This is a genomic window from Streptococcus panodentis (genome assembly GCF_017884005.1).
GTDB lineage: Bacteria > Bacillota > Bacilli > Lactobacillales > Streptococcaceae > Streptococcus > Streptococcus panodentis.
Genome location: NZ_QFAY01000002.1, coordinates 1 through 24,432, shown reverse-complemented (window position 1 = coordinate 24,432; position 24,432 = coordinate 1). Strand labels below are relative to the sequence as shown.

Here is a 24,432-nt window from a genome sequence, read left to right as displayed (position 1 = left end):
CACCATGTCGGACATCATTTTAGAATTACAGGACATTCACAAGTCTTTCGGCAGCCATGCCATTCTCAAAGGGCTGTCTCTCTCTGTCCAAAAAGGTGAGGTGGTGGTCATTCTGGGCTCATCCGGCTGCGGAAAATCAACCCTGCTGCGCTGTATCAACGGTCTGGAAAGCATCCAGTCCGGCGATATTTTGCTGGACGGCCAGTCCATCCTCAGCCCGCAAAAGGATTTTCATCTGGTTCGGCAAAAGATTGGCATGGTCTTTCAGAGTTACGAACTATTTCCCCATCTGGATGTCCTGCAAAACCTGACCCTTGGACCCGTCAAGGCGCAGGGTCGCAAAAAGGACGAGGTCATCAGGGAAGCCGAAAGCCTGCTGGAGCGGGTTGGCCTGGCTGATAAGAAGCACAGCTTTGCCCGTCAGCTGTCCGGCGGCCAGAAGCAGCGGGTGGCCATCATCCGCTCCCTCCTCATGCATCCGGAAATCATCCTTTTTGATGAAGTGACTGCTTCGCTCGACCCCGAAATGGTCCGCGAAGTGCTGGAACTCATCCATGATCTGGCAGAGGAAGGACGGACCATGCTGATCGTGACCCACGAAATGCAGTTTGCCCATGCCATTGCTGACCGGATCATCTTCATGGACCAAGGCAGGATCCTTGAGGAAAATACCGCCCAGCAATTTTTCAGCCAGCCCAAGACCCAGCGGGCTCAGGAATTTCTCAATGTCTTTGACTTCAGCCATCTGGGCTGACAGGCATTCGCCCCTCGTCACCGATGCTGCTGCCTCTGGATCTTTCTGCCTTTCCTTCACGCTCATATCTTATCAACTGCATTCGGGCTGAAAACTTTGAAAAAAAAGACGATGCTGCTTTGAAGCAGCCGCTTCGGCGGCCGATTTCCTACTTTTTCCGCCTTTTCTTCACGCCCTCATATCTTATCAAGGAGTCTCTTATGAAATTATCTAAAACAATCTTTGCTTTGACAACCCTTACTCTGGCCTTCTTCTTAGTGGCCTGCGGCAGCTCCGGCAAAAAGGATGCTGCTAATAAAGACGCAACTTCCAGCAAAACAGTCAAGGCCCGCAGCCTGGAGGAGATCAAAAAAAGCGGCAAGCTCCGTATCGCAGTTTTCAGCGACAAGAAGCCTTTTGGCTATGTGGACAACGACGGCCACTACCAAGGCTATGACATTTATCTGGGCGACCAGCTGGCCAAGGACCTAGGCGTTAAGCCGGAGTATGTGCCGGTAGATGCCGCCAACCGGGCTGAATACCTGATTTCCAACAAGGTCGACATCACTCTGGCCAACTTCACCGTCACTGACGAGCGGAAAAAACAAGTCGACTTTGCCCTGCCTTATATGAAGGTCTCTCTCGGAGTCGTGTCGCCAAAGAATGCTGTCATCACCAAGCCTGAGCAGCTGGAGGGCAAGACCCTGATCATCACCAAGGGAACTACAGCTGAGACCTACTTTGAAAAGAACTATCCAAAGATCAAGCTGCAGAAGTACGACCAGTACAGCGATGCTTACCAAGCCCTGCTGGACGGCCGCGGCGATGCTTTTTCTACGGACAATACCGAGGTCCTAGCCTGGGCGCTGGAAAACAAGGGCTTTGAAGTCGGCATTACCTCTCTGGGGGATCCCGACACCATCGCCCCAGCTGTGCAGAAAGGCAATACCGAGCTGCTCAACTACATCAACGATGAAATCAAGAAACTCGGCCAGGAAAACTTCTTCCACAAGGCCTACGAAGAAACCCTCCACCCAACTTACGGCGACGCTGCCAAGGCAGATGACTTAGTCGTTGAAGGCGGAGAAGTGAACTAGTCCCAGCTCTAACATCAAAAGCCTCGGAACAGCTAATCCGAGGCTTTTGATGTTAGAGTTCTTCTTTATTGCCGGAACAGGATGACGCAAAGGTCAACAGACTGATCTAAAAGCGCAATCCCCTGTCTTCTCCGGCCCCGAATTGTTACTCTTCGAAATCTCTTCAAACCATGTCAGCGCCGCCTTGCTCCAACAATCCGGAAGGACTGTGAGAGCAGCCTGACACTTCCTAGCGGAAGCTCCATCCACCGACTCAAAGAGGCTGGCATTTTGCTGCCGCTGGCAGGGATTCTTTATTGTGGCTGACGGGTAGTCGGCGTCAGACCGCGTTCACCGGCTGATGAAGCCCCCTGCACATCCCCGACAAAGAGGCGGATCTGAGCTTTGAAGCGTTCTACTTCAGCCCGGTCTTCCATGAAGTCTACAAATTCTTTCATGTTGGCATTTTTATATTCCCAGATAGGCTTGACACCGGCAGGCGTCACATCCGTCCGGACACTCCACTGGAAGATATTATTTTCCTGAGTTTCCTTGTCTAATAGCCAGTTTTCAAATAATTTTGCACCCGCTGGATGTTTGGCATCTTTCAGGATAGCCATCCGCTGTGCCCAGGCCACAAAACCGTCTTTTTCCGGGATGGCCAGATGAGACTCAGCAGAGGCATCCAGCAGACCGGCTGTTCCCAAAGTAACCGCATAATCTCCTGCAGCAACCTTGTCACCCGGCTCTTGTGTACCGCGGACAAACTTAGGATCTTGCTTCATGAGATTTTCCATCCAGCCCCATCCATGCTTGTCAATCATCTGCTTGTACCAGAAGAGTACGGCATCATCATCATTCGGATAAGTGGAAATCATCTTGCCTTTGAGCTCTGGATTGAGCAGGTCCTGCCCTGTCTTAGGCTCAGGAATGCTGCCCAAAGCCTTGCTATTGACTACATTTCCAAAGGCCAAGACATAGCCGCCAACCCAGGCACCGTCTGGATCCTTGAAATCTTTATAGATTTTATCCCAGGCTGCAGGCTTGTATTCCAGCAGTTTGCCCTGCTTCTTCCAGTAGGTGAAATCATTCAGGGTTTGAAGCTGAACAACATCGGCCACGACATTATCGGTGGCCATTTGGTATTCCAGACGGCCGTCATGGACCTTGCTGTAGTCTGTGACTACTTCCAGCTTCATACCGGGGAATTTCTTTTCAAAAGCGGCTTTTGTATCGTCATTTTGCTCTGCAGTATCTCCGCCGGCATAGTAGACGACCGTTCCGCCTTCTTTCAGCGCCTCCTGGTACAGGGTATCCAGACTCTTGGTCTCGACAGCCACTCCCTTATCAGAAGCGGCTTTGTCATCTTTTTTAGCAGTGCTGCAGGCAGCAAGGACCGTTACAGCAGTGAGGGCCAGCAGCGAAGCGGCCATTGTTTTTTTAGTGAATTTCATCTATTCTCTTTTCTAATCTTTTCTTTTTGCAGAGGCCGGAGCGGGTTTGCAGCCGGCAGAGTGACGGACGACAGACTGAAGAGCCGGGCAATGCTTTTCAAAAATCAAAACCTCCGCCGGAGTTTGTTGATACTTCCCAGCGGAAGCCTCATCTGCAGGTTCTGATTTCGATCTTCATTGAGCAGTTCCTTGTAGCTAAACGCTAAGAAATGCAGCTCTTCTTTTTGTTTAAAATTCTTGTTAGAATTTATAAGAGAATTATAAACCAAGTGTGAAAGACTGTCAACGATTTGAACTCACTTTTTTCTTCCTTACTTTTGGCCTTCAATTGCCGTTTTCAGGACAGACGTCTTCTTCTGCTGAAAATTGGGAAAAGAAAAAGGCGGTATTAAAAATCCCGCTCCTGCTCCATGATGCCCTGAATAATCTTTTGCTCCAAATTTTTTGAAAAATAGTCAAACACCTCTACAAAATGATGAGAGTATTTCTCAGCCGTCTCAGCCAGGGCCTGATCCTCAAGCTCTATATAGGGCTGCAGGAGTTCATCAGCCGCTGCCTTGCCCTTCTCTGTAAGAAGGATTTCCAGCTCCCGCCGCGTCTTAGGGACTGACCGCAGTTCGACAAAGCCCTCCTCTTCTGCCTTCTTTACAATGGCATTCAATGTAGAGCGGGGAATCATCCAATCCTTTGACAGCTGCTTTTGGCTGTGGGCTTGCCCATCGTCCAGCACATAAAAGAGCCAGCCCAGCTTTCCTTTTTCTCCCAAAGACTTTTGAATGGCCTCAAAGACAAATTCTACACGATTGACCGACTTCATTAAACTTCTAAATTCCTGACGCATGGCATTCTCCTTTGTTATAAATCCGATTTGGAACTTTAAACCATTGTAATGCCATTTAGAATGTTTGTCAAGAGCAAATGCCCCCTTTTTATGCGGTATTTTCCAAAAGCTGCCTCCCTCTGCGGGTGAGGATGCAGCCATCATGGGAGTCTGTCCCACCGGACATCCAAAAGAGCAGCTGACGACCGGGCTGCTGCTCTTTCTCATATAAGAGAATTATTGTCGACTATTTTCTTATTTGAGAAAACAGCATTTTCCCATTTTTCAATGTTACAATAGGGGAGGAAAACATGTTGGAGGTAATCTTTATGTTGACATTCGTCTCTTCTGTCGCAGTTTTTCCTTTGGCTTTTATCTTTATTCGGCCCTTTTTATTCGGTCATTTTTAAGCTAAACATTACACTGATTGTCAGGAGGTGAAATCCATGTTCTTATTGTCTATTTTCAATCCCAATCAAGGCTTTGTCTTTATTCGGCCATTTGGCTAAAATGAGCTGATTCTAAAAAAACCGTCCGGCAAAGGGCGGTTTTCTCTTGTTCAGACAATCATACGCAAAGAAAATCCAAGCATTTCAATTAGAGCGAGGGCAAGTAGATACCTGTATAAAGGGCTCCAAGTTGGCTTCCAGATGCTGGGCTAATTGGCTATTTCCCAGCTTTCTGACCATGGCGATATACTCTTTTATCTGCAGCAGCTCCTCAAACTGACCGGATTTGATATAGGTCAGCAGCAATTTAAAGAAATTCAAAAAAGTAATAATCAGCATGTCCTCATAATCCACAGAATCCTCTAAAATATCCAAAAAATAGGTGACATAGTCGAATTCTCTGCGCTCAATCAGCACAAAAATCAGGTTGGATAAGGTTAGCTTAGCAGCAGTTTGGTGGGTCGGAATAGAGCGGTAAAACTTGTCCCGCTTGACAAACTCCTTGCCCAAGAACACTAAGTCACTGTTGGACAGCAGGGACAGGGTATTGCCAAAAAGAAAAATCTCATACTCTGTCCACTCATCAATCCCATAAAGATAGCTGGTCAGAAACTCCACTTCCTCTTTTTTTATCTCAAAACTCCTGTCTAAAAAGTGGATGTTTTCCTTGACAATCAGCAGGTTCAGATTATCATAGACCTTTTTGTCTTCCTTGCTTTCAAGCACCTTTAAAAGCCTTTTCAGGCCCTCAATATCCTGCCTTGCATGCAGCTGCGCAATCTGATCTCCCAGCTTGAAAAAAGCCCTGTCTTCATAGTTATTAAAGGCATGTCCAAACTCCATCAGGGTCATATTAATGCCTTCAATAGCTACAAAAAGCTTATCAGCCGACAGCATGGACTGGCCGTTTTCAAACTTGGAGAGCTGAGAAATAGAAAGATTGTCACTGGCTACATCCTTTAATTTCAGCCCTCTGGCCATTCTCAGCTCTTTATAAAGCTCCCCTAACTCCATCAAATTTTGCATGGTCTTCCCCTTACTGTTTCTGTTTTTTCCAGAATAGCATAAGACCATGACCAAAATAATAGCATTCGATGACTTATTTTAAATTTGCATTTTATTTATATTACATTTTTCCTTGCAGAATCTATAAATACCCCTGCAAAACTTTTGACAGGGCGGCGTAGCCGGCTATGGTCAGATGCACTCCATCGCTGGTGAAATCCTGACGCAGCTGGCCCTGACTGTCCAGAAAGACATCGTAGACATTGAGATACTGGACATTCATATAGGCTGCGGCCAAGTCACGGTAGCCTTGATTGAGGGCCTGAATCTTGGCATTGGTGCGGACATAAACCGTCCCCTTGTAGCTGTCGGACTCATTGACCGGCAGGACGGACAGCAGCTGGAGCTGAGCCAGCGGGTAGCTCCTCGATATTTCCTGAATAATAGCCTCCACATTGGCCAGCGTATCTGCCTGCGGCATTTCCTTGCCAATATCATTGGTGCCGATAAGAAGAAAAATCTTGTCCAGCGCAGAGCCAAAGAGATGAGCATCCAGATGCTGCAGGAGCAGGTCGGACTTGTAGCCGCGAATACCGCGGTTGACCAGTGCTTTGGAGGTCTGCAGCAGCTCCTGCAGAGGGTAATACTCGACAATCGAATCTCCTATAAAAATGATGTCCGGTTCCCTGACCGAGATGGCATTAAGCTCCCGATAGTTGGTCCGGATTTTGGCCTGCTCCTTGAGCAGCCACTCTTCCAATAACTGAACTGCCATTATCTTTCTCCTTCTTCTAAAAAGCTTTCCAGCACCTGCAGCACGCCAGCCTGACTATTGGCCGGCGCCATATGCTGGGCCGCCTGCTTGACCTTGTCCTCGCCATTGGCCATGGCATAGGAAATCCCTGCCAGCTCCAGCATTTCCAAGTCATTTTCACTGTCGCCGAAGGCCATAATCTCCTCTGCCTGAATGCCCCAGCGCTGCATCAGCTGCCTGAGGCCCCAGGCCTTGTGGACACCGCTTTGGAGGATATCAATAGCGCCATAGCCGCTGGTGACAGCAGACAGACGGCCGGCAAAGTGCCGGTTGATCCGCCGGGTCTGCTCAGCTGCCGCTGTTTCCTCTACCATCATACTCATTTTGAGAACATCCGTAAAAGCGTGCTCCTGCAGACGGGGCAGAAAGTGCATCCGCCGGTAAAAAAGCTGGGCCATGTCCTTGGTCATGACCTTTTCGATCAGGGGAAACTGGGTTCCCTCCTGCACAAAGCCGCCCTGGGAGGTCGTCACCACCAGATGAAGCTCCTGCTCCCGGCCGGCAAAGTATTCCAGACTCTCGTCGACCAGCTCAGGCGCCCAAAAACTGCCTGCAATCAGTTGATTTTTATGGAAAATCCGGGCGCCATTGGCTACGACCAGCGTCAACCGCTCGGTCAGATCTCCCAAGAGCAGGCGCATACGAGGCATTTCATTGCCAGTCGCAATCACAAAGCGAATCTGCCGCTCCTCCAGCCGGTCTATCGCCGCAGTCAGGCGCGGCAGGTCCAGCTGACCGTTTTGACCCAGCAGGGTCCCGTCCATATCTGTCGCAATCAGTTTTACTGCCATGCTTGCTTCATTTCCTTTCTCCTTCTGCAGCCTGCAAGGTCCACTGGCCGCTCTGTTCGTAATGGTGGATGACCCTTCTGGCAGCCTCAGTAAGCTCCGCTGGATAATCCAGGCTTTCCAGCGTATTGACCGCATTCTTGGTCAGGGCGCTGCCTGGCTTGATCTGATAGTCAAAGACAATCTCACCCTTGATGTACTGGCTGTCAAAATGGTACTGCTCATTGAGTCCGCCGGAGGCTCCTACCAGCTCGACATCATGGCTGGAGACCATATAGAGACAGGGACGCTGAGCCAGCCAGCGGATAATGCCCAGACCAGCCCCAATCCGCTCAACCGTATTGGTCCCCTTAAACAGCTCGTCAATGAAAAAGTAATGCAGGCCCCCCTCCTCCAAGGAGTCCAGCATACGCAGGATTGCCCTGCTCTCTGCGATAAAGTAGCTGTCGCCGCTTCCTATGTCATCACTGACATCCATAGCTGTCAGGACGTGACCGTACTGCAGCCGCAGCTGACGGCCGCAGGCAAAGCCCAGAGCCTGCGCCAAGACAGCATTGATCGCTACTGTCCGCAGATAGGTGGACTTGCCCGAAGCATTGTCACCGCTAATCATCACATTGCCGGAGAACTGCACATCGTTGCTGACAGGCTGGCTCAGCAGGGGATGATAGAGCTCCCTGCCCACCAGACCGCCTTCTTCTGAAAATTCCGGCCGGGCATAAAAAGGCAGGCTTTCCTTGTAATTGAGGATAGCAATGGCTGCCTCTAAGCGGCCCAGCAGTTCCAGCACGGTCCGCGCTTCCTGATTGTAGCGGACCAGCCGCTTGGAGATATAGGCCTGGGCCAGATGGGGAAGGAGCAGGACAGAGTTAATATAGAGGAAAAATATCTCTAATTCGGACACACCGGACTGAGGCCGAAAGACCGGACCGAAAAGCTTGGCCCGGCTGAAAGCTTTGCTCGCTTTTTTCAGGGAATCCTGCCCAGGCAGATCCATGCGGGCAATCTTGCCCCCTACATAAAAGACCCTTACCAGATAGCCCATACTGTCCAGACGCATATCCAGCGACCAGCGCGTCAGCAGATAGAAAAAAATATTAAAGGTCATGCTCAGCAGGGGCAGCAGATAGCCCAAAGGAGGGCTGACAAAGAAGAACAGAGGGGACAGCAGCGGCAGCAGAGCCAGCAGCAGATAGAGGCCCCCTCGGTGATTGGCCGGCGCCGGCCGGCAGACGATTTTCTTGGCCTGATTGTGATTTTTCCTGCCGATTTGGCCAAAGAGCAGCTGCAGCTGGAAACGCTCCTGCGGATGCTGGCTCAGATAGCACTGCAGGGCCTCCAAGTCCTGATCAGGCTCAAACCGCAGCAGACGCAGGCGGCTGTAAAGATACTCTGAGCCCAGACTGGACTGGGACGCGGTATCGATCTCTTCAAAAATCTGATGAAAATCCAAATCCTCCCAAGTCTGGTCATCCACCAAGCTGTCGTAGGACTGCTCCTCCCTGTCCAGCAGAAAGGACTCATACAGACTGGCCTGACTGTCAGGCCGCTGACCGACCCGCTCGCGGCTGCCCCAAGCAGCAGCCAGCCGCTTTTTCAAGCGAAGCTTGCTCCGAATGCCAGAGACAATGACAAGCAGCAGCACTGCCAGAATCCCCAGAAACACCACCATAAACTGTGACATGACTATGCTCATCCTTTCCAGAAAAACCCGACTTTTAGACATATTATACTACTTAAAATAGCAAAAAGAAAGACCGTGCAGGCGGATAAGGCTGAGAAAAATTTCCGCAGCTTTTACAAGCCTCATTTTTAATTCTGCTCTCTCCCCCTCTTTTCAATCTCTCATTTTTATATTATAATCATAGCTATACTCTCTTAGGAATTGGAGGCAGCCATGGCTCATCTCAGTAAAAAAGAAGTTTCTTTCCCGCGCTACCAGCAGATTGCTGTGGCAATCGCCGAGCGAATCGTTGACGGCAAGTACCCTGTCGGCAGTAAAATTTATGCCCGCTCTACTCTGGCCAGCAATTTCAATGTTTCGCCGGAGACAGCCCGCAAGGCTATCAATGTGCTGGTTGATCTGGAGATTATGGAAGTCCGGCATGGCAGCGGAGCTTTCATTTCTTCCAAGGAAAAGGCCCAGCAGTTTCTGGAAACTTATAAGGATGTCAACTCTCTGCAGGATTTGAAAAGCAAGCTCCAGCAGAGCATTCAGCGCCAGGAGGAAGAATTTGCCAACTTTTCCCAGCTGCTCAGCCAGCTGTTGGGACGGACCAAGGATATCCAGCAGCGCTTCCCCTTCAATCCTTATGAACTGCAGCTGACAGCAGAAGCCATCAATCTGGAAAAATCCATCAATGAACTGAATGTCTGGCACTCAACCGGTGCCACCATTGTAGCTGTCCAGCAGGGAGACCAGCTCCTCATCTCGCCCGGCCCCTATACCAAGCTTCAGGCCGGCGATATGATCTACTTTGTCGGCAATGAGCTCTCGGTCGGACTCATGCATAATTTATTTTTTAATGAAAATGAAACAAACAAGTGACAATGCGCTTGTTTTTTCTTCTGCTCCCAAGCGCTTTTCCGCTGCTCAGGCGGATTGTTATGGGCCTGCGGGGAATAGCTGCTTTTCAGAAAAAGGCGGAAAACTGCTCCATTTTCATTTCAAAAGTCCCCGCGGCCGCCTTCTCCGGTTTGACAAAGTGACCACACAATGGTATACTTAGGTGGTCTTTTAAGTGACAACTCTATAAAATTTATATGTAGTCACTTTTGCAAAAGGAGAAATAAAGTGAATAAACTTGAAGTACAGCATTTGACCAAAATATTTGGGAAAAAGCAAAAACAGGCACTGGACATGGTCCGGCAGGCCAAAAGCAAGACAGAAATTTTGGAGAAAACCGGAGCAACTGTCGGGGTTTACGATGTGAACTTTGAGGTCCAGGCCGGCGAAATCTTTGTCATCATGGGGCTGTCCGGCAGCGGTAAGTCCACCCTGATCCGCCTGCTCAACCGGCTGATTGACCCGACCTCGGGCGATATTTATATCGACGGTCAGGACGTGGCCAAGATGGATGAGGAAGAACTGCGCGAAGTGCGCCGCCACAAGCTCAATATGGTCTTCCAAAACTTCGGACTCTTTCCCCATCGGACCATTCTCGAAAATACCGAATTCGGACTGGAAGTCCGGGGAGTTGAAAAGGAAGAGCGGACCCGGCTGGCCGAGCAGGCTTTGAACAATGCCGGCCTGCTCAGCTTTAAGGACCAATATCCGGAACAGCTGTCCGGCGGTATGCAGCAGCGGGTCGGTCTGGCCCGTGCTTTGGCCAACAATCCGGACATTCTGCTCATGGACGAGGCCTTCTCAGCCCTTGACCCCCTCATCCGCCGGGAAATGCAGGATGAGCTGCTGGATTTGCAGGCGGAGCAGGAAAGGACCATTATCTTTATCACCCACGACCTCAATGAAGCCCTGCGGATCGGCGATCGCATTGCCATTATGGCTGACGGTCAGATTATGCAGATTGGCACCGGTGAGGACATTCTGACCAATCCAGCCAATGATTTTGTGCGGGAATTCGTCGAAGATGTGGACCGCTCCAAGGTCCTGACAGCGCAGAACATTATGACAACGCCGTTGACGACCAATATTGACATTGACGGGCCGACTGTGGCGCTCAACCGCATGAAAAAAGAAGAGGTCAGCATGCTCCTGGCTGTGGACAGAAAGCGCCGCCTCAAGGGCAGCCTGACAGCCGAAGCTGCCCGCGATGCCCGCAAGCAGCACCAGCCGCTGGCTGAAGTGATTGATAAAAACGTCCGCAAGGTGACGCAGGAAACCCTGATTACAGATATTTTCCCGCTGATTTATGATTCACCGGCGCCCCTGGCTGTGGTCAACGATCAGGACAAACTAGTCGGCGTTATTATCAAGGGCCGGGTTATCGAGGCCCTGGCCAATACCAACGAATCTGAAGAATAAGGGAGGTTCTTGTTTTGAATATTTTACAGCAGCCAATCCCCGTTTCCCAATGGGTGGAGGCTTTCACCAACTGGGTGACCGATACCTTCTCCGGCCTCTTTTCTGTCCTGCAGGCTATCGGAAGCGCTCTGATGAACGGGATGACAGACACCCTGCTCTTTATCCCGCCCCTGCTCTTTATCGCAGTCATCACTGTCTTTACCTATTTGATTTCCAACCGCAAGCTGGGCCTGCCCCTGCTGACTTTCCTAGGCCTGCTCTTTGTCTACAATCAAGGACTCTGGGAAAATCTCATGAATACGGTGACGCTGGTCATTGTGTCCAGTCTGATCTCCATCATTATCGGGATTCCGCTGGGGATTTGGATGGCCAAGAGCAATCGGGTCGAAGCCATTGTCAAGCCCCTGCTGGACTTCATGCAGACCATGCCGGCCTTTGTCTATCTGATACCGGCCGTTGCCTTCTTCGGTATCGGCATGGTGCCAGGGGTCTTTGCCTCTGTCATCTTTGCCCTGCCGCCCACTGTCCGCTTTACCAATCTGGCTATCCGGCAGATCCCGACCGAGCTGATAGAAGCTTCGGATTCCTTTGGAGGAACCGCCAAGCAGAAGCTCTTTAAGGTGGAGCTGCCGCTGGCCAAGAATACCATTTTGGCCGGGGTCAATCAGACCATCATGCTGGCCCTGTCCATGGTCGTGACGGCTTCCATGATTGGGGCGCCCGGCTTGGGACGCGGTGTCCTCTCTGCCCTGCAGCACGCAGACATCGGTTCTGGCTTTGTCAACGGGGTATCTCTGGTCATTCTGGCTATCGTCATCGACCGGCTGACCCAAAAGCTCAATCAGCCGCTGGCTAAAAAAGCGCCGGTTACAGCCAAGGAAAAACGCAAAAAAGTCATGCTCTGGTCTGCTCTGGCCGCTGTTCTCCTCACCGCCTTTGTCGGCAATCAGGTGACCAAGCTGCAGGGAGGCAAGAAGGAAGCTGTCAATCTGGCTTATGTCGAGTGGGATTCAGAAGTGGCTTCCACCAATGTCGTGGCTGAGGTGCTCAAGGAAATGGGCTATGATGTCACCATCACTCCGCTGGACAATGCCGTCATGTGGAAATCCGTTGCCAATAGTGAAGCTGATGCTATGGTCTCAGCTTGGCTGCCGACCACTCATGCCTCTCTCTATGAGGAATACAAGGACAAGATTGTGGACTTGGGACCCAACCTAGAGGGCGTCAAAGTCGGTCTGGTCGTGCCAGCCTACACCGATGCCAATTCTATCGAGGATCTGACCAATCAGGCCAAACAAACGATTACAGGAATTGAGCCCGGTGCCGGCGTCATGGCCGCAGCCGAAAAAACCATGAAAGAATACAGCAATCTCAGCGGCTGGAATCTTTCTTCTTCCTCAACAGGAGCCATGACCACAGCGCTGGATCAAGCGATTAAAAATAAGGAAGATATTATCATTACCGGCTGGTCGCCTCACTGGATGTTCTCCAAGTATGATCTTAAATATCTGGAGGATCCGAAAGGGACCATGGGCGGCAAAGAAGCCATTCACACCATTACCCGCCAAAATCTGGACAAAGATCTGCCAGAAGTCAATAAGGTCCTGGACAACTTCAACTGGACCCAGAAAGACATGGAAGAGGTCATGCTCAAGATCAACGAAGGTACTTCGCCAGAAGCCGCTGCCAAGGAATGGATCAAAAACCACCAAAAAGAAGTGGACAGTTGGAAGAAGTAAGCTCCCGCAAAGAGCTGCCCATCAAAACAATCAAGACCGAGACAGTATCGCCTCGGTCTTTTCTTATGTTATCATCCTTTCGTTTGTCTTTTATAACGTATGACTTCGTTATTTCGCCCTGCCGTACTGTTGAGACTTCCTCACGGTCTTTTATCCGCAAGCTCAAAGCAGCGCTTTGAACAGCTGACACTTCTTAGCGGAAGCTCCTTCACCGCCTCAAAGAGGCTGAGACAGACTCCCATGATGGCTGCGCCCTCACCCACAGAGGGATGGATCTTTTAGAAGATACCGTATAAAAAGTCCTTCAGTCTCGCTTTGTTTTGGTAAAAAACTCTTGACGCGGTAGCTGATTGCTCAAAAGCTCCAGTGGAGCTTTTGAGGTTATAAATAGAGCTTCCGAGAGGAAGCAACAAAAGCACTGCTTTGAGGTTGCGGATAGGACTTGCGAAGCAAGTCTCAACTTTGTTCGTCTTTTAGACTCCAAAAAGCTCCTACATTGAGGAAAACTCTGTTTTCCTCATCCCCAACCTCTCACAGTCCACCCGGACTGTGAGAGCCTCGCGGGCTGGGAGTGAAAAGGTTTGGGGAACCTTTTCAGCCTGAGCTTAGAAACAAAAGGCGGTGGGACAGAACTAAATTTTTCCAAAATTTAGTTCTGTCCCACCGCCTTTTGACACTTCCTAAAGGAAAAGACTATACAGAGCTGCAAGCTTTACTCTCCATCATTTTGAATGGCCTCATCAAATCGGCTATTAGCATAGTGACTTTGTGCATAAGTCGCATCATCCATAGATAAGAGCAGGTAGCGGTTTTCTTTTTTATTGGCATCACCATCGGTATCATTCCAGGTGACATCCAAGGCCAGCCACTGGCCATCTACCTTGGCATAGTTCCAGGCATGCCGGTCAAAGTCTGGTGTATTCCCTTTTACATACATGGTTTCCAGACCAGCTTCCTGAGCCAGCGCCTGGAAGGTCACAGCATAAGCATTACAGACTCCCTTGCCCTCTAAGAGCGGACCTGTGATGTTGTAGCTGGATTCCATGTCATCTAATTTTTTACGCGCTTTTGAGATTTCCTCTTCAGAGCTGTTCTGATTCTCAATAGTAGCTTCGTAAGCCTTGCCGGCTTCATAGGCAGGGTGATCATAGCTGGTGTGATCAATTAGATATCGATTGATGGCCTCGATTTTTTCCCGATCGCTCATCTGGTCTGTGATAATCTCTTTGACGATTTCTTTAACCTTCTTGCGGGCCTTCTCATATTTGGCAGCTTCTTTCGCATCATACTTGAAGTGCACCACATGCTGCTTGCCATCGATATAAGGCAGCACTCCTTGCTGAGCCGTTGGATTTTGCTCCAAAACCTCAATGATTATTTCACTGACATCTCCCTCACTGAGCTCGGGAAATTCACTGTAGTCCACATATTCGGCATCGGACAGAAGGGCCTTGGCAAAATATTCTTCCGCCGCACTTTTGGCTGTTACTTTGTCCTCAATAGAACTCACATCGCGAACGACTGTTTTGCCATTGAGATCCAAGTCAGCCTGCTCGACGCTGATATATTTGTCATAGGCACCAGACCTGCTCTCAGCTTTATTGGCCGCTTCATTGTGCTGATCTGCCGCAGACTGGACCTCTTCTACACTGGCTTGCTGGACGATAAAGTCCGTTTTGACAGTCGGCATGCCCTTGATAGAGACCAGACATCTGACATCTCGGCCGGATTTTTCAAGCTTTTCATAGACAATCGGAAAGTTCTGGATCTGACCATCCATCATCTGCAGCGGAGCTTCTGCAGGGATATTGCCCTGCTGCCTCAGGGCTGAAATCTGATCAGAGAAGGTCCGAAAATCAATCTGACTAGGCATGAGCTTGGCAAAGCTGTCAGAAGAAATAGGATTGCTGATGGAGCCAAGAGCTTCCTGGCCTTTGAGAGGGACGACAAACAGATCATAGGGCTTCTGCTCTGCCTTTCTGCTGCTGTAATCCTGGTCAAAAGCCTGCAGCAGCCTTTGCCGCTCCATCACAGGATCATCGCCCGAACGGCCGCCGTTGCGGGTGTCGTAAGTCGTCGGCAGGTCTGTCCGGTAGACGGTCGAAGTAACCCGATCTACCTCTTTATAGTTATAAAGACCCGTATTGCTGTCACTTCCAGGGAGGGTGACATACTCTCTTTTGACAATGGAATAGGAGTCTGCCCCCGGCACATCCGTCCATTCCAGCTGCAGACGGCCATCGCTGAGCAGGCTGCTGTTGGCTCTCAGAGCCAGCTTGTCTCGGCCTTTTTTATCAATCTTGACCACCCACAGTTTGGGCTTTTTGAGCTTTTTGCCTGTATGCTCATCATCTCTTTGCAGCAGATAGAGGGTATCAAAGACGCCCCAGCTCTCGCCCTGCTTGGCCAGACCGTATTCCGTACGGTCTTTATTGGCTTCCACACGGGTAGCGGAGAAATGATAGGCCGGTTCAATTTCTACCTCCCTATCCTCATTCAGCTTAAAATCCGCTCCTAAAAGACCTTGCAAATTGCTGTCTCCGTAGAGCTCAAAGGAAGAAAGCAGTTCGGTCTGTCCTTCGTGAGGCAGGGTCTCAAAGTCATTCATCTTCCCCACTTCTGTCGGAAAGGCAATAGACTCATTTTCCTTGATATGGATGACCTTATCCTGCACATCATAGGGAGTGTTTTTGCTGTATTTTTCCCTCAGTTTGCGCACACTTTCCGAAAACTGCTCTCCCTGACCTGCACCATTTCTCTGAAAAAGGCTGCAGCCCGACAGAAAAGAAAGCAGCAGAACAGACAGTAAAATGACACGAATCCTTCTATTCATAGTATGTTCCTCCTGAAAATACATTCCTTAGAATATTATACCATATTTTATTTTAGCTCTCGCTTTATTATAAATTCTTTTATACTAAATTCCTTATCCTAAAACAGGCGGCCTACATATATTATATCACTGTTTGTTTTAGGGATCTTATTTTTTGTAATTTTTTTAATTTTGAAGAAGGAGTGTTTGCTTATAGCCAAAGAAAATCAAAAGTACTGCCTTGGGCCTACGGATAAAGCTACCGTAAAGAAGGGCTATTTCTGATCTTGTTTTAGTATCCTTTGACCCTAGAATGGAAACGTCTTACCCAAAATCAACAAAGGCGCGACTCCGAAAAATGAATCAAAAATCACCAAAAAAGCAGACAGTTGGAAGAGGTAACAGACTCCCCAGCAAATTATACTTAAAGAGGCTCTGAGAACATGGTCATTCACAGAGCCTTTTGGAAAAAGTCTTATTTTAACTTTTCACGGTATTGGTAATCCATATAGTGGCTTTCCAGGTATTTGGCATCGTCCATTGACAGGAGCAGGAACTGATTCGGATCCTTGTCATCATCATTCCAGGTCACGTCCACGACCAGCCACTGGCCGTCAATCTTGACCAGGTTCCAGGCGTGTTTATCACCGGTATTGACATCGCCAGAGACATAGAGCGAATTCAGACCGGCTTCCTGAGCCAGGGCATTGAAGGCCACCGCATAGGACTGGCAGACTCCTGTCCCCTCCAGCAGGACACCAGAAGCATCCCAGGCAGAGGCATATTTGCCGTTGAGATCATTTTGGACGATATCTCCCATCTGCTTGGTTTCCTCGTCACTGCGAGGATTTTTACTCCTCAGTCTGTCCACTTCCTTGGACTTGGCATAGGCCGCATCATTATAAGTCGCATGGTCGACCAGATACTGGTTGATAGCTTGGACCTTTTCCCGATCGCTCATGCCGTCCTTGATAATCTCCTTGGCCACTTCTTTGACCTTGGCTTCCACCTTCTTGGATGAAGCCAAATCCTTGTCATTATAGATGAATTTGACCACATTCTGGGACTCATCCACCTGGTAGTCAAAGTGCTGAGGCAGGGTTGGGTTATCTTCCTTGACCTCCTGGATGACCTTGGCAAGAGAGCTGTAGTCCAGCTCAGGAAAGGCACTGTAATCCACATACTCTGAACCGTTAGCCAGGGCCTTGGCAAAGTATTCGGTCATGGCGCTTCTGCCCTTGACCCGAGCCTCAATATCAGAGACATCCTTGACGACCTTTTGTCCCTTGAGATCCAAATCGGCCTTTTCCACACTGACATAAGGCTGGTAGACTCCTGATTTAGAGCGGCTTTCCAGATTCTTATTGTTTTCATTGGCTAGGGTCTGCACTTCTTCTGCTGACTTGCCTTGTGTGTAGACTTCATCCTTGATACTTGGCATTCCCTTGATGGAAACGGCGCAGCGGACACTGTTGCCGGCAGCCGGAGCCACCTGTTCATAGACGATTGGGAAATAGTGGATACTGCCGTCCATCATCAGGAGCGGCGCCTCAGTCGGCAGCTGGCCTTGGGCCCGTAATTCCTTGCTTTTAGCAAGGAAGGTGGTAGAGTCAATCTGATCCGGCATGCTGGAAGCAAAGCCGTCAGATAACAGGGGATTGCTCAGCGAACCCATGGGGCTGTGATCCTTGAGCGGAATCACGACCAAATCATACGGAGCTGCCTCAAGCTCATCCTTACTGTCGGTGTAATGGCTCTCATAGGCCCGGAACTTACGCTGGGACTGAGAAGCTTCTTTGCTGGCTGACAAGGTATCCATAGGCGGATCAGACCGGTAAACGGTAGACTCCAGCCGATCGATTTCCACAAAGTCATAGTAGCCTGGGTCACCTTCAGACAAGCCCTTCTTCAGCTGACGCTTGACGATGGAATAGCTGTCCGCTCCAGGAACTGCCGTCCATTCCAGCTGCAGGCGGCCGTCCTCCAGCAGGCTGGCCTTGGCCTTGAGCGAGATTTTATCCCGATCCTCCTTATCAATCTTGACCACCCAGAGCTTGGGCTTGGCCAGAGCCTTGCCGGTCTCAGCATCATCCCGCTGGAGCAGAAAGAGGGTGTCGTAAACGCCCCAGGATTCATTGTTTCTGACCAGCTCATAGGACTGCCGGTCCCCGGCCGGTGCGACCTGGTAGCCTGAAAAGTTATGGCCTGGCTTGAGCTGCAGTTTTCCATCTTCCAGGACAAAATCCGAGGTCAGCATAATCTTAAGGTCGCTGTCTGCATAGATTTCAAAAGAAGAGTTAAGCTCCTGGTCCTTCTTAAGACTTTCCATCTCTCCCAACTTACTAATCTTAGTCGGGAAGGCCAAGGCTTCATTCTCCTTGACATGGACGACCTGGTCCTGCATCTCATAGGGAGCATCCTTATTGTACTTTTCCTTGAGCTTTTTCATGCTTTCTGATAGTTCTGTCTTGGCACCGTCTGGTCCCGAAGTATGTGGCAACAAAGCACATCCCGGCAGAAAACAAACCAAAAGAATAAGCAGTATAGAGAAACGAATTTTCCTGCTCATAATTTTTCCCTCCTGAAAAATATATTATTTAAATATTATATCATAGTTTATTTTAGCTCTCGCTTTATTATAAATTCTTTTATTGCTAGTTTCTATTCTAAAAAATAGATGTTCTACACATATTATACCACAGTTTGTTTTAGTAGTCGCATATTTTTGTAAATTTTTTCACAATTTTATAAACAGCAAAGCCAGGGCATCTTTGTCCTGACTTGCTTGTCTTATAAGGAGCTGGTTTAAATGGTCAGTTCGATTTGGTTTCCTTCAAAAGCCTGGATACAGCTCTCGTAGTAGCCGTCTCCGGTCACTCTGGGGCCGCTCAAGACAGGATAGCCATCTCTTTCCAGGCGGGCCGTCAGTCGATTCACCTCTTCCTGACTGCCTAGGGCGAAAGCCAAGTGATGATAGCCTGTTTGGTACAAATCCTCTTTGGCATCTGCCAAATCATGCTCTCGTGTCATGATTTCCAGACGCGCTCCAGATGCAAAGGTCAGAAAGTAAGAGGAAAAACCAGTTTTAGGATTATGATAAAGGGAGTTGCTTGCCGCCTGAAAATAATCCTGAAAGAACTGTCTAGCGCCTTCTAAATCACGGACATACAGCCCTACATGCTCAATCTTCATCTAAACTCCCTCCATTCGTCGCAATGACTTCCTTGTACCAGTCGAAGGATTTCTTCTTGTAGCGAGCCAGACTGCCCGTACCGTCATCGTTGCGGTCCACATAGATAAATCCGTAACGCTTGCTCAGTTCTGCCGTTCCTGCAGAAACCAAATCAATACAGCCCCAAGTCGTGTAGCCCAGAAGGTCTACGCCGTCTTCAACAGCCTCTCCTACCTGCCGCAAATGCTGCTTGAGATAGTCGATGCGGTAGTCATCTTCTACGGTCGGGCCATTAGGGCCGTCTACCAAGACATCCTTGGCCCCCAGACCATTTTCCACGATAAAGAGTGGCAGCTGATAGCGGTCATAAAAGGCATTCAGCACCAGACGCAGGCCGACTGGGTCAATCTGCCAGCCCCACTCAGAGCTAGCCAGATGCGGATTCTGCAGCCCGCCCAGCACATTGCCGCGGCCGGAAGAATAGTTTTCTGGATCGTGAGCCGCTACCACACTCATGTAGTAAGAGAAGGAGATAAAGTCTACTGTATTTTCAGCCAGCAATTCCTTATCACCCGGTGCAAACTGAATCTCGATACCTTTCTCCTTAAAGAAACGGTTGATATAGGCAGGGTATTTGCCGCGTGCATGGATATCAGAGAAGAGATAGTTTTGATTTTCAAACTCACGCGCAGCCAGAACATCTTCGGGCTTCGGTGTCATTGGATAGGCCGGCATAGCCAGGACCATACAGCCAATCTTAAATTCAGGATTGATTTCATGACCGATTTTGGTCGCCAGAGCTGATGCGACCAGCTCATGATGGACAGCCTGATAGAGGTCCTGCTTGGACAGCTCCTCAACAGGTGTCGCAATGCCGCCGCTCATAAAAGGCGCATGAAGGACCGAATTGATTTCATTGAAAGTCAGCCAATACTTGACCTTGTCCTTGTAGCGGGTAAAAACCGTGCGGACATAGCGCTCATAAAAGCCAATCAAATCACGGTTGGCCCAGCCATTGTACTGACGTGCCAAGTGCAGGGGCGTTTCATAGTGGGATAGGGTAATCAAAGGCTCAATGCCGTACTTCGCCAGCTCATCAAACAGATCATCGTAAAACTGAAGACCGGCTTCATTAGGCTCCGTTTCATCCCCATTCGGGAAAATCCGTGACCAAGCGATAGAGGTGCGGTAAACCTTGAAGCCCATTTCTGCAAAGAGCGCAATATCCTCTTTGTAGCGATGGTAGAAGTCAATCCCCTCCAGCTTGAGATTGTCAGGAGTCGGAGCTTCGGTAATCACAGGATTGTGGTCAGTCGGACTGGCAGGAACTCCGCCCTTAGGCGTCACATCCTGAACAGACAAGCCTTTTCCATCGACATTGTAGGCACCTTCATACTGATTGGCCGCAGTGGCGCCTCCCCAAAGAAAACCTTTTGGAAATTTACTCATTTGCATTTTTCCTCTTTCGTTTTTTTTATAATTATATTATAATAGTTGTCAAACAAGATTTCCAACACAATTATCTTAAGAACTGATATTATTCTACGAAAGGACATGGACATGATTGATTTAGGGCAACTTCACAAAAACACCATTTACAAAAACCAAGGCACTCCCTACTCACTGACCCGGACGATTACGGAAAATGGACATCCCGATATTCTTTTCCACTGGCATACCGATGTCGAGATTATCTATGTCCATGAAGGAACAGCTCAGTTTCATATTGATGACGACTATTTCAACAGCGAGCAGGGTGATATTATCCTTATCCGGCCCAATGCCCTCCACTCCATTCACCCTATTGAGGACAAGCGCCACTATATGGATGCCATCAACTTTCATCTGGATTTGATGGGCTATTCAGCCATGGATCAGGCCAGTATCAACTACCTGCAGCCGCTCTATAACGGCCAGCTGGACTTTTCCCATGTCATCAAGTCCAAGGATGCCGCCTACCCTCAAATCCGCAAATGCCTGCTGGAGGCTATGGAGACCGGCTACTATCGAAAGCCTTATTTTGAGTTTCAGCTCAAGGCTCAGCTTAATCAGCTGTTCTTCCTGCTCTTTGAAAATGACTACATCGTCTCCAAAGACCTGTCACCCGAGGGCTACCGCAAGGAGGAGAAAATCCGCTCCATCATTGATTTTATCAATGCTCACTATCAGGAAGACCTCAACATTGACCAGCTGGCCAAGATTTGCGGCTACAGCTCGACTCATTTTATGAATTTCTTCAAAAAACATCTGGGCGTTTCCTGCATTGAATACCTGATTCAATTCCGCCTGCGCAAGGCGGCTGAGCTCCTGCAGCATTCCACTCTGTCAGTCCTTGAAATCTCCAGCCAGTCCGGCTTCAACAACCTTTCCAACTTCAACCGCCAGTTCAAAAAATACTACCAGATGACCCCCAGCCAGTATCGGAAGAAATGAAAAAGACCCGTCCACACTATAGGACGGGTCTTTTATCCGTAATTCCTACTTTGTAAAATAGCCATCCTGTCTATCTGCATGACGAACAGCGGGAATCACCAGCTGCTCTAGCCAAAAAACGGCAAAAAAGTCAGCATTACCGCCAAGATCAGAGCCGGCAGCATATTGGCCACCTTGAGGAGTTTGCCCCAGATGAGATTGATGCCAACGCAAAAAATCAAGATAGAGCCAATCATGGAGAGATTATCCAAGGCAGCTGCTGTCATAATGGGAGCCAGAAAATGCGCCAAGAGCGTGAGACTGCCCTGAAACAGCAGGATGGGTACAGCCGCAAACAGGGCACCCTTCCCCTTTGAAACTGTCAAGATTAGGACAATGATAGCATCCAGCACAGCCTTAGCCAAAAGGATTGAATAGTCGCCCCTCAGACCATCCTGAATGGAGCCCACCACAGCCATAGCTCCAATACAAATCGTCAGAGAGGCGGTCACAAAGGCATCTACAAAAGTCGTATCCCTCTCATTTTTGGTCACTCTTTTCAGCCATTTGCCAAAGTCCTCAAAGGCCTGCTCAATATTGAGCGCTTCACCTATCAGGGTCCCCACAGTCAGACTGATAATGACCAGCATAGAGCCCCGACTGACGAGCTGTCCCTGACTGACCTGCAGCATTTGCTCTAGCGCCCCCGCCAAACCCAGAAACAGCACCGCCAGCCCTGTCGCTTTCATCAAAGAATCCTGCAGCCCATGCGGCAGCCGGCTGCCAATCAGCAGCCCCAAGAAACCACCCGCTACCACACCAGCAGCATTCACCAAGGTCCCTAAACCAAACATAATACTCTCTTTTCTATTTCATCTATTTTATATCAATCCCCCCTATTATACCATATGGGAGAGTCCGACCTGATACAATGTTAAACTTCTTTATCTAACTATTGATTCTCCAATCTAGCATCTAATAAAACAAATCCTTTTTATTATAGTAAGGTTTCAGATTTTAAAATAGCAAGAACCGGACGAACAGAAATAATCCGGTTCAAAATTCTGCCGAAAGATGAGTTTATCATTCCCAATCCAAATGCACATGCTCTTTCATCTCCTGATAGGCGGTGTCAATCCGTGCTCTGGTCTCCTGATCCAGCCTGTCTCGGTACTTCCCGCCTTCGATAAAGTCATCCAAAATCAAGGTTTGGTAGGTATAAAGGGGATAGCCTTCGGGGGAAATCCCTTCCTTTTCGGCTCGGCTGACCCAGCTAGGGTGAGCCTGGGCGCTTTTTATCTGCGTGCCCGAGGCTGTCTTTTCAATCGTGACATCCATCAGCACCCCGCGCTCGGTCCATTGAGCATTGTCAATGCCCTCCATAGTCTCGAGGCGCTGATTGGAGATAAAGTTCCCCATCGAATACATGATCAGCTTCTTCTGACCGCCTTTATCTAAAACCTCCGACGGCTGCACCACATGCGGATGGCCGCCAAAGATGATATCTGCTCCCCAGTCGACCATCTTATGATAGAGAGCCACTTGCTCCTCTGTCGGCTGCAGCTGGTACTCTACCCCCATCTGGGGCATAACGACGGTGATGTCCGCTTCCTTTTCCGCTCGCTCTATCTCAGATCGCATCTTTTCCTCATTCAAATCAGACAGGCGCTTGTCATAATCTTCCTGACTGAGCAGGCCCTCCATGCCATTGTAGCCATAGGAGTAAGCCAGCAGCGCGATCTTAATGCCCTTGACTTCCTTGATCAAAATAGGTGCCTGACTGCGGCTTTCGCGTGGATAGACACCGATAGGCTGGATGCCCTGCTTTTCAAAAGCCTGAGCTGTGGTAAAAATCCCCTCCAAACCCGAATCCAAAATGTGATTGTGGGCCAAATCCATCACCTGATAGCCAGCATCCTTGATAGCCGGAGCCACTGCTTCTGGAGCATTGAAGAGCGGATAGCCATTCAGGGGGTAATCCGGCCGAATCGTACCCTCAAAGTCTCCCAAGACTAAATCGCCCTGATGGAGCCATTCCTTGGCATAGCGGAAATTCTCGGAAAAATCATAAGAGCCATCCTCTTTCAGAGCACTCATATAAAGCCCATCGTGATAAAGCAGGTCACCGCTCGCCAGGATGCGGACTGTCTGGTACGCTTTAGTCCCCGTCTGCTGCTCAAGATTGGATTTTCCATCCGACAGAAAGGACAGACCCTGCAGATGCTCCGCCAGCAAAATCATACCAGCTGACAGTCCGACCGCAGTCAGAAGAACCCCGACAAACTGCCGATTGGTAAGCTGCTTTTGAAAGACCTTGGCTCGAGCGATTGGAAATCCCCGAAGCCAGTCCCGCCAAGCATAGTATATATCTGCCAGCAGATGGTGCTCCTCCGTAAAAGCAGTCAGCTTCTTCCAAAACTTCTGAAAACATTTTCGGATCTTCTCCCACAGAAATTATTTATCCATAGCCTCTCTCCGCTCTTTCCTGTCCCATGACAGCAGACTGATATTTACTATATTATACTATTTTTATGGACAAAAGAAAATGAAAAACAGGAGTTGGGAAAAGAATTTGGCTCTCTCCCAATCTCCTGATTCGGTTTCTATTGCCTTAATTCCAGCAGTTGGTCGCCAAGCCGAACATTTCCTTCAGCCAGGATCTCAATCTGGTCATAGTTGGCTGTATTCGTCACGATAACTGGTGTCGTCACTGGATAGCCCGCCTCTTTTATCGCTTGGATATCAAAGGTCAATAGGAGCTGGCCTTTCTTGACCTTGGATCCTTGAACGACATGCGCTGTAAAACCTTGGCCTTCCAGGGCTACAGTATCCATGCCGACATGGATAAGCAGCTCTGCTCCATCATCTGTCGCAAGCCCAATGGCATGGTTGGTCGGGAAGAGCAGACGAATGACCCCGTCCGCAGGTGCTACCACTTCACCGACACTGGGCTCAATGGCTACTCCCCGCCCCATAGCACCGCTGGCAAAGACAGCATCCGGAGTGTCTTCCAGAGCGACGATTGTCCCCTCAAGCGGGCTGGTCACGGTTTGGTCTGCCACTTTGACAGAGGCTGCTTCTTTTGCTGTATCCAAAGAGTCTGGGACAAAAAGGCTTCAAAAAAAGCAACGACTAGAAAACAGCCGTTGCTTTTTGCATTCTAAAGATAAATT

At 49.3% G+C, this 24,432-nt stretch carries 18 protein-coding genes and 1 pseudogene; 6 read left to right on the top strand and 13 right to left on the bottom strand.

Annotation, left to right across the window (positions count from 1 at the left end):
- Positions 1 to 4: 4 nt before the first annotated feature.
- Positions 5 to 754, top strand: coding sequence for an amino acid ABC transporter ATP-binding protein (locus DHL47_RS01120; protein WP_128834553.1), 750 nt, complete (start codon positions 5 to 7; stop codon positions 752 to 754).
- Between the two features lie 200 nt (positions 755 to 954).
- Positions 955 to 1,830 carry a cysteine ABC transporter substrate-binding protein gene (locus DHL47_RS01115; RefSeq protein WP_209550614.1) on the top strand — a complete coding sequence of 292 codons (876 nt, stop codon included), beginning with the start codon at positions 955 to 957 and terminating at the stop codon, positions 1,828 to 1,830.
- 293 nt (positions 1,831 to 2,123) lie between these two features.
- On the opposite strand, the gene DHL47_RS01110 is transcribed toward DHL47_RS01115, so the two are convergent.
- From DHL47_RS01110 to DHL47_RS01085, 6 genes are all read right to left on the bottom strand, one after another.
- Positions 2,124 to 3,263, bottom strand: a complete 1,140-nt coding sequence (locus DHL47_RS01110) for an ABC transporter substrate-binding protein (RefSeq protein WP_209550613.1) — start codon at positions 3,261 to 3,263, stop codon at positions 2,124 to 2,126.
- A 388-nt stretch (positions 3,264 to 3,651) separates the two neighbouring features.
- Complete coding sequence (locus tag DHL47_RS01105; RefSeq protein WP_209550612.1) at positions 3,652 to 4,104, bottom strand: MarR family winged helix-turn-helix transcriptional regulator; 453 nt, start codon at positions 4,102 to 4,104, stop codon at positions 3,652 to 3,654.
- Positions 4,105 to 4,676: 572 nt separating this feature from the next.
- Positions 4,677 to 5,558: a helix-turn-helix domain-containing protein gene (locus tag DHL47_RS01100; protein ID WP_209550611.1), complete on the bottom strand. Its 882-nt coding sequence runs from the start codon at positions 5,556 to 5,558 to the stop codon at positions 4,677 to 4,679.
- A gap of 121 nt (positions 5,559 to 5,679) precedes the next feature.
- Entirely contained in the window at positions 5,680 to 6,312 is a 633-nt protein-coding gene (locus DHL47_RS01095) for an SGNH/GDSL hydrolase family protein (protein ID WP_128834565.1), read from the bottom strand.
- The gene (locus tag DHL47_RS01090; RefSeq protein ID WP_209550610.1) at positions 6,312 to 7,142 is read right to left on the bottom strand and encodes a Cof-type HAD-IIB family hydrolase; all 831 of its coding nucleotides are present in this window, start codon (positions 7,140 to 7,142) and stop codon (positions 6,312 to 6,314) included. Before DHL47_RS01090 ends, DHL47_RS01095 begins: the two co-directional genes overlap by 1 nt.
- 7 nt (positions 7,143 to 7,149) lie before the next feature.
- Positions 7,150 to 8,823, bottom strand: coding sequence for a MutS-related protein (locus tag DHL47_RS01085; protein ID WP_209550609.1), 1,674 nt, complete (start codon positions 8,821 to 8,823; stop codon positions 7,150 to 7,152).
- A gap of 213 nt (positions 8,824 to 9,036) precedes the next feature.
- Here DHL47_RS01085 and DHL47_RS01080 point away from each other — a divergent pair, with 213 nt between their 5' ends.
- From DHL47_RS01080 to DHL47_RS01070, 3 genes are all read left to right on the top strand, one after another.
- Positions 9,037 to 9,687, top strand: a complete 651-nt coding sequence (locus DHL47_RS01080; protein ID WP_128834572.1) for a GntR family transcriptional regulator — start codon at positions 9,037 to 9,039, stop codon at positions 9,685 to 9,687.
- A 246-nt stretch (positions 9,688 to 9,933) separates the two neighbouring features.
- Complete coding sequence (locus DHL47_RS01075; RefSeq protein ID WP_209550608.1) at positions 9,934 to 11,124, top strand: quaternary amine ABC transporter ATP-binding protein; 1,191 nt, start codon at positions 9,934 to 9,936, stop codon at positions 11,122 to 11,124.
- Between the two features lie 14 nt (positions 11,125 to 11,138).
- Positions 11,139 to 12,863, top strand: a complete 1,725-nt coding sequence (locus DHL47_RS01070) for an ABC transporter permease/substrate binding protein (RefSeq protein WP_209550607.1) — start codon at positions 11,139 to 11,141, stop codon at positions 12,861 to 12,863.
- A gap of 712 nt (positions 12,864 to 13,575) precedes the next feature.
- Here the strand turns inward: DHL47_RS01070 and DHL47_RS01065 are convergent.
- From DHL47_RS01065 to DHL47_RS01050, 4 genes are all read right to left on the bottom strand, one after another.
- The gene (locus DHL47_RS01065; RefSeq protein ID WP_209550606.1) at positions 13,576 to 15,696 is read right to left on the bottom strand and encodes a transglutaminase domain-containing protein; all 2,121 of its coding nucleotides are present in this window, start codon (positions 15,694 to 15,696) and stop codon (positions 13,576 to 13,578) included.
- Positions 15,697 to 16,150: 454 nt separating this feature from the next.
- Positions 16,151 to 18,244, bottom strand: a complete 2,094-nt coding sequence (locus tag DHL47_RS01060) for a transglutaminase domain-containing protein (protein WP_209550605.1) — start codon at positions 18,242 to 18,244, stop codon at positions 16,151 to 16,153.
- A gap of 236 nt (positions 18,245 to 18,480) precedes the next feature.
- Complete coding sequence (locus DHL47_RS01055) at positions 18,481 to 18,867, bottom strand: VOC family protein (protein ID WP_209550604.1); 387 nt, start codon at positions 18,865 to 18,867, stop codon at positions 18,481 to 18,483.
- Positions 18,857 to 20,302 (bottom strand): glycoside hydrolase family 1 protein, encoded by a 1,446-nt coding sequence (locus DHL47_RS01050; RefSeq protein WP_275945936.1) that lies wholly within the window; start codon positions 20,300 to 20,302, stop codon positions 18,857 to 18,859. Before DHL47_RS01050 ends, DHL47_RS01055 begins: the two co-directional genes overlap by 11 nt.
- 105 nt (positions 20,303 to 20,407) lie before the next feature.
- Between DHL47_RS01050 and DHL47_RS01045 the strand changes: the two genes are divergently transcribed.
- Entirely contained in the window at positions 20,408 to 21,280 is an 873-nt protein-coding gene (locus DHL47_RS01045) for an AraC family transcriptional regulator (RefSeq protein WP_209550602.1), read from the top strand.
- A gap of 107 nt (positions 21,281 to 21,387) precedes the next feature.
- Here DHL47_RS01045 and DHL47_RS01040 read toward each other — a convergent pair whose 3' ends face one another.
- The 3 genes and pseudogenes from DHL47_RS01040 to DHL47_RS01030 all read right to left on the bottom strand — a co-directional run.
- Entirely contained in the window at positions 21,388 to 22,113 is a 726-nt protein-coding gene (locus tag DHL47_RS01040) for a DUF554 domain-containing protein (protein WP_209550601.1), read from the bottom strand.
- 229 nt (positions 22,114 to 22,342) lie between these two features.
- Positions 22,343 to 23,710 (bottom strand): CapA family protein, encoded by a 1,368-nt coding sequence (locus DHL47_RS01035; RefSeq protein ID WP_245335511.1) that lies wholly within the window; start codon positions 23,708 to 23,710, stop codon positions 22,343 to 22,345.
- Positions 23,711 to 23,862: 152 nt separating this feature from the next.
- Positions 23,863 to 24,339: pseudogene (locus DHL47_RS01030) on the bottom strand (PTS sugar transporter subunit IIA); the annotation flags it as partial.
- Positions 24,340 to 24,432 lie beyond the last annotated feature (93 nt).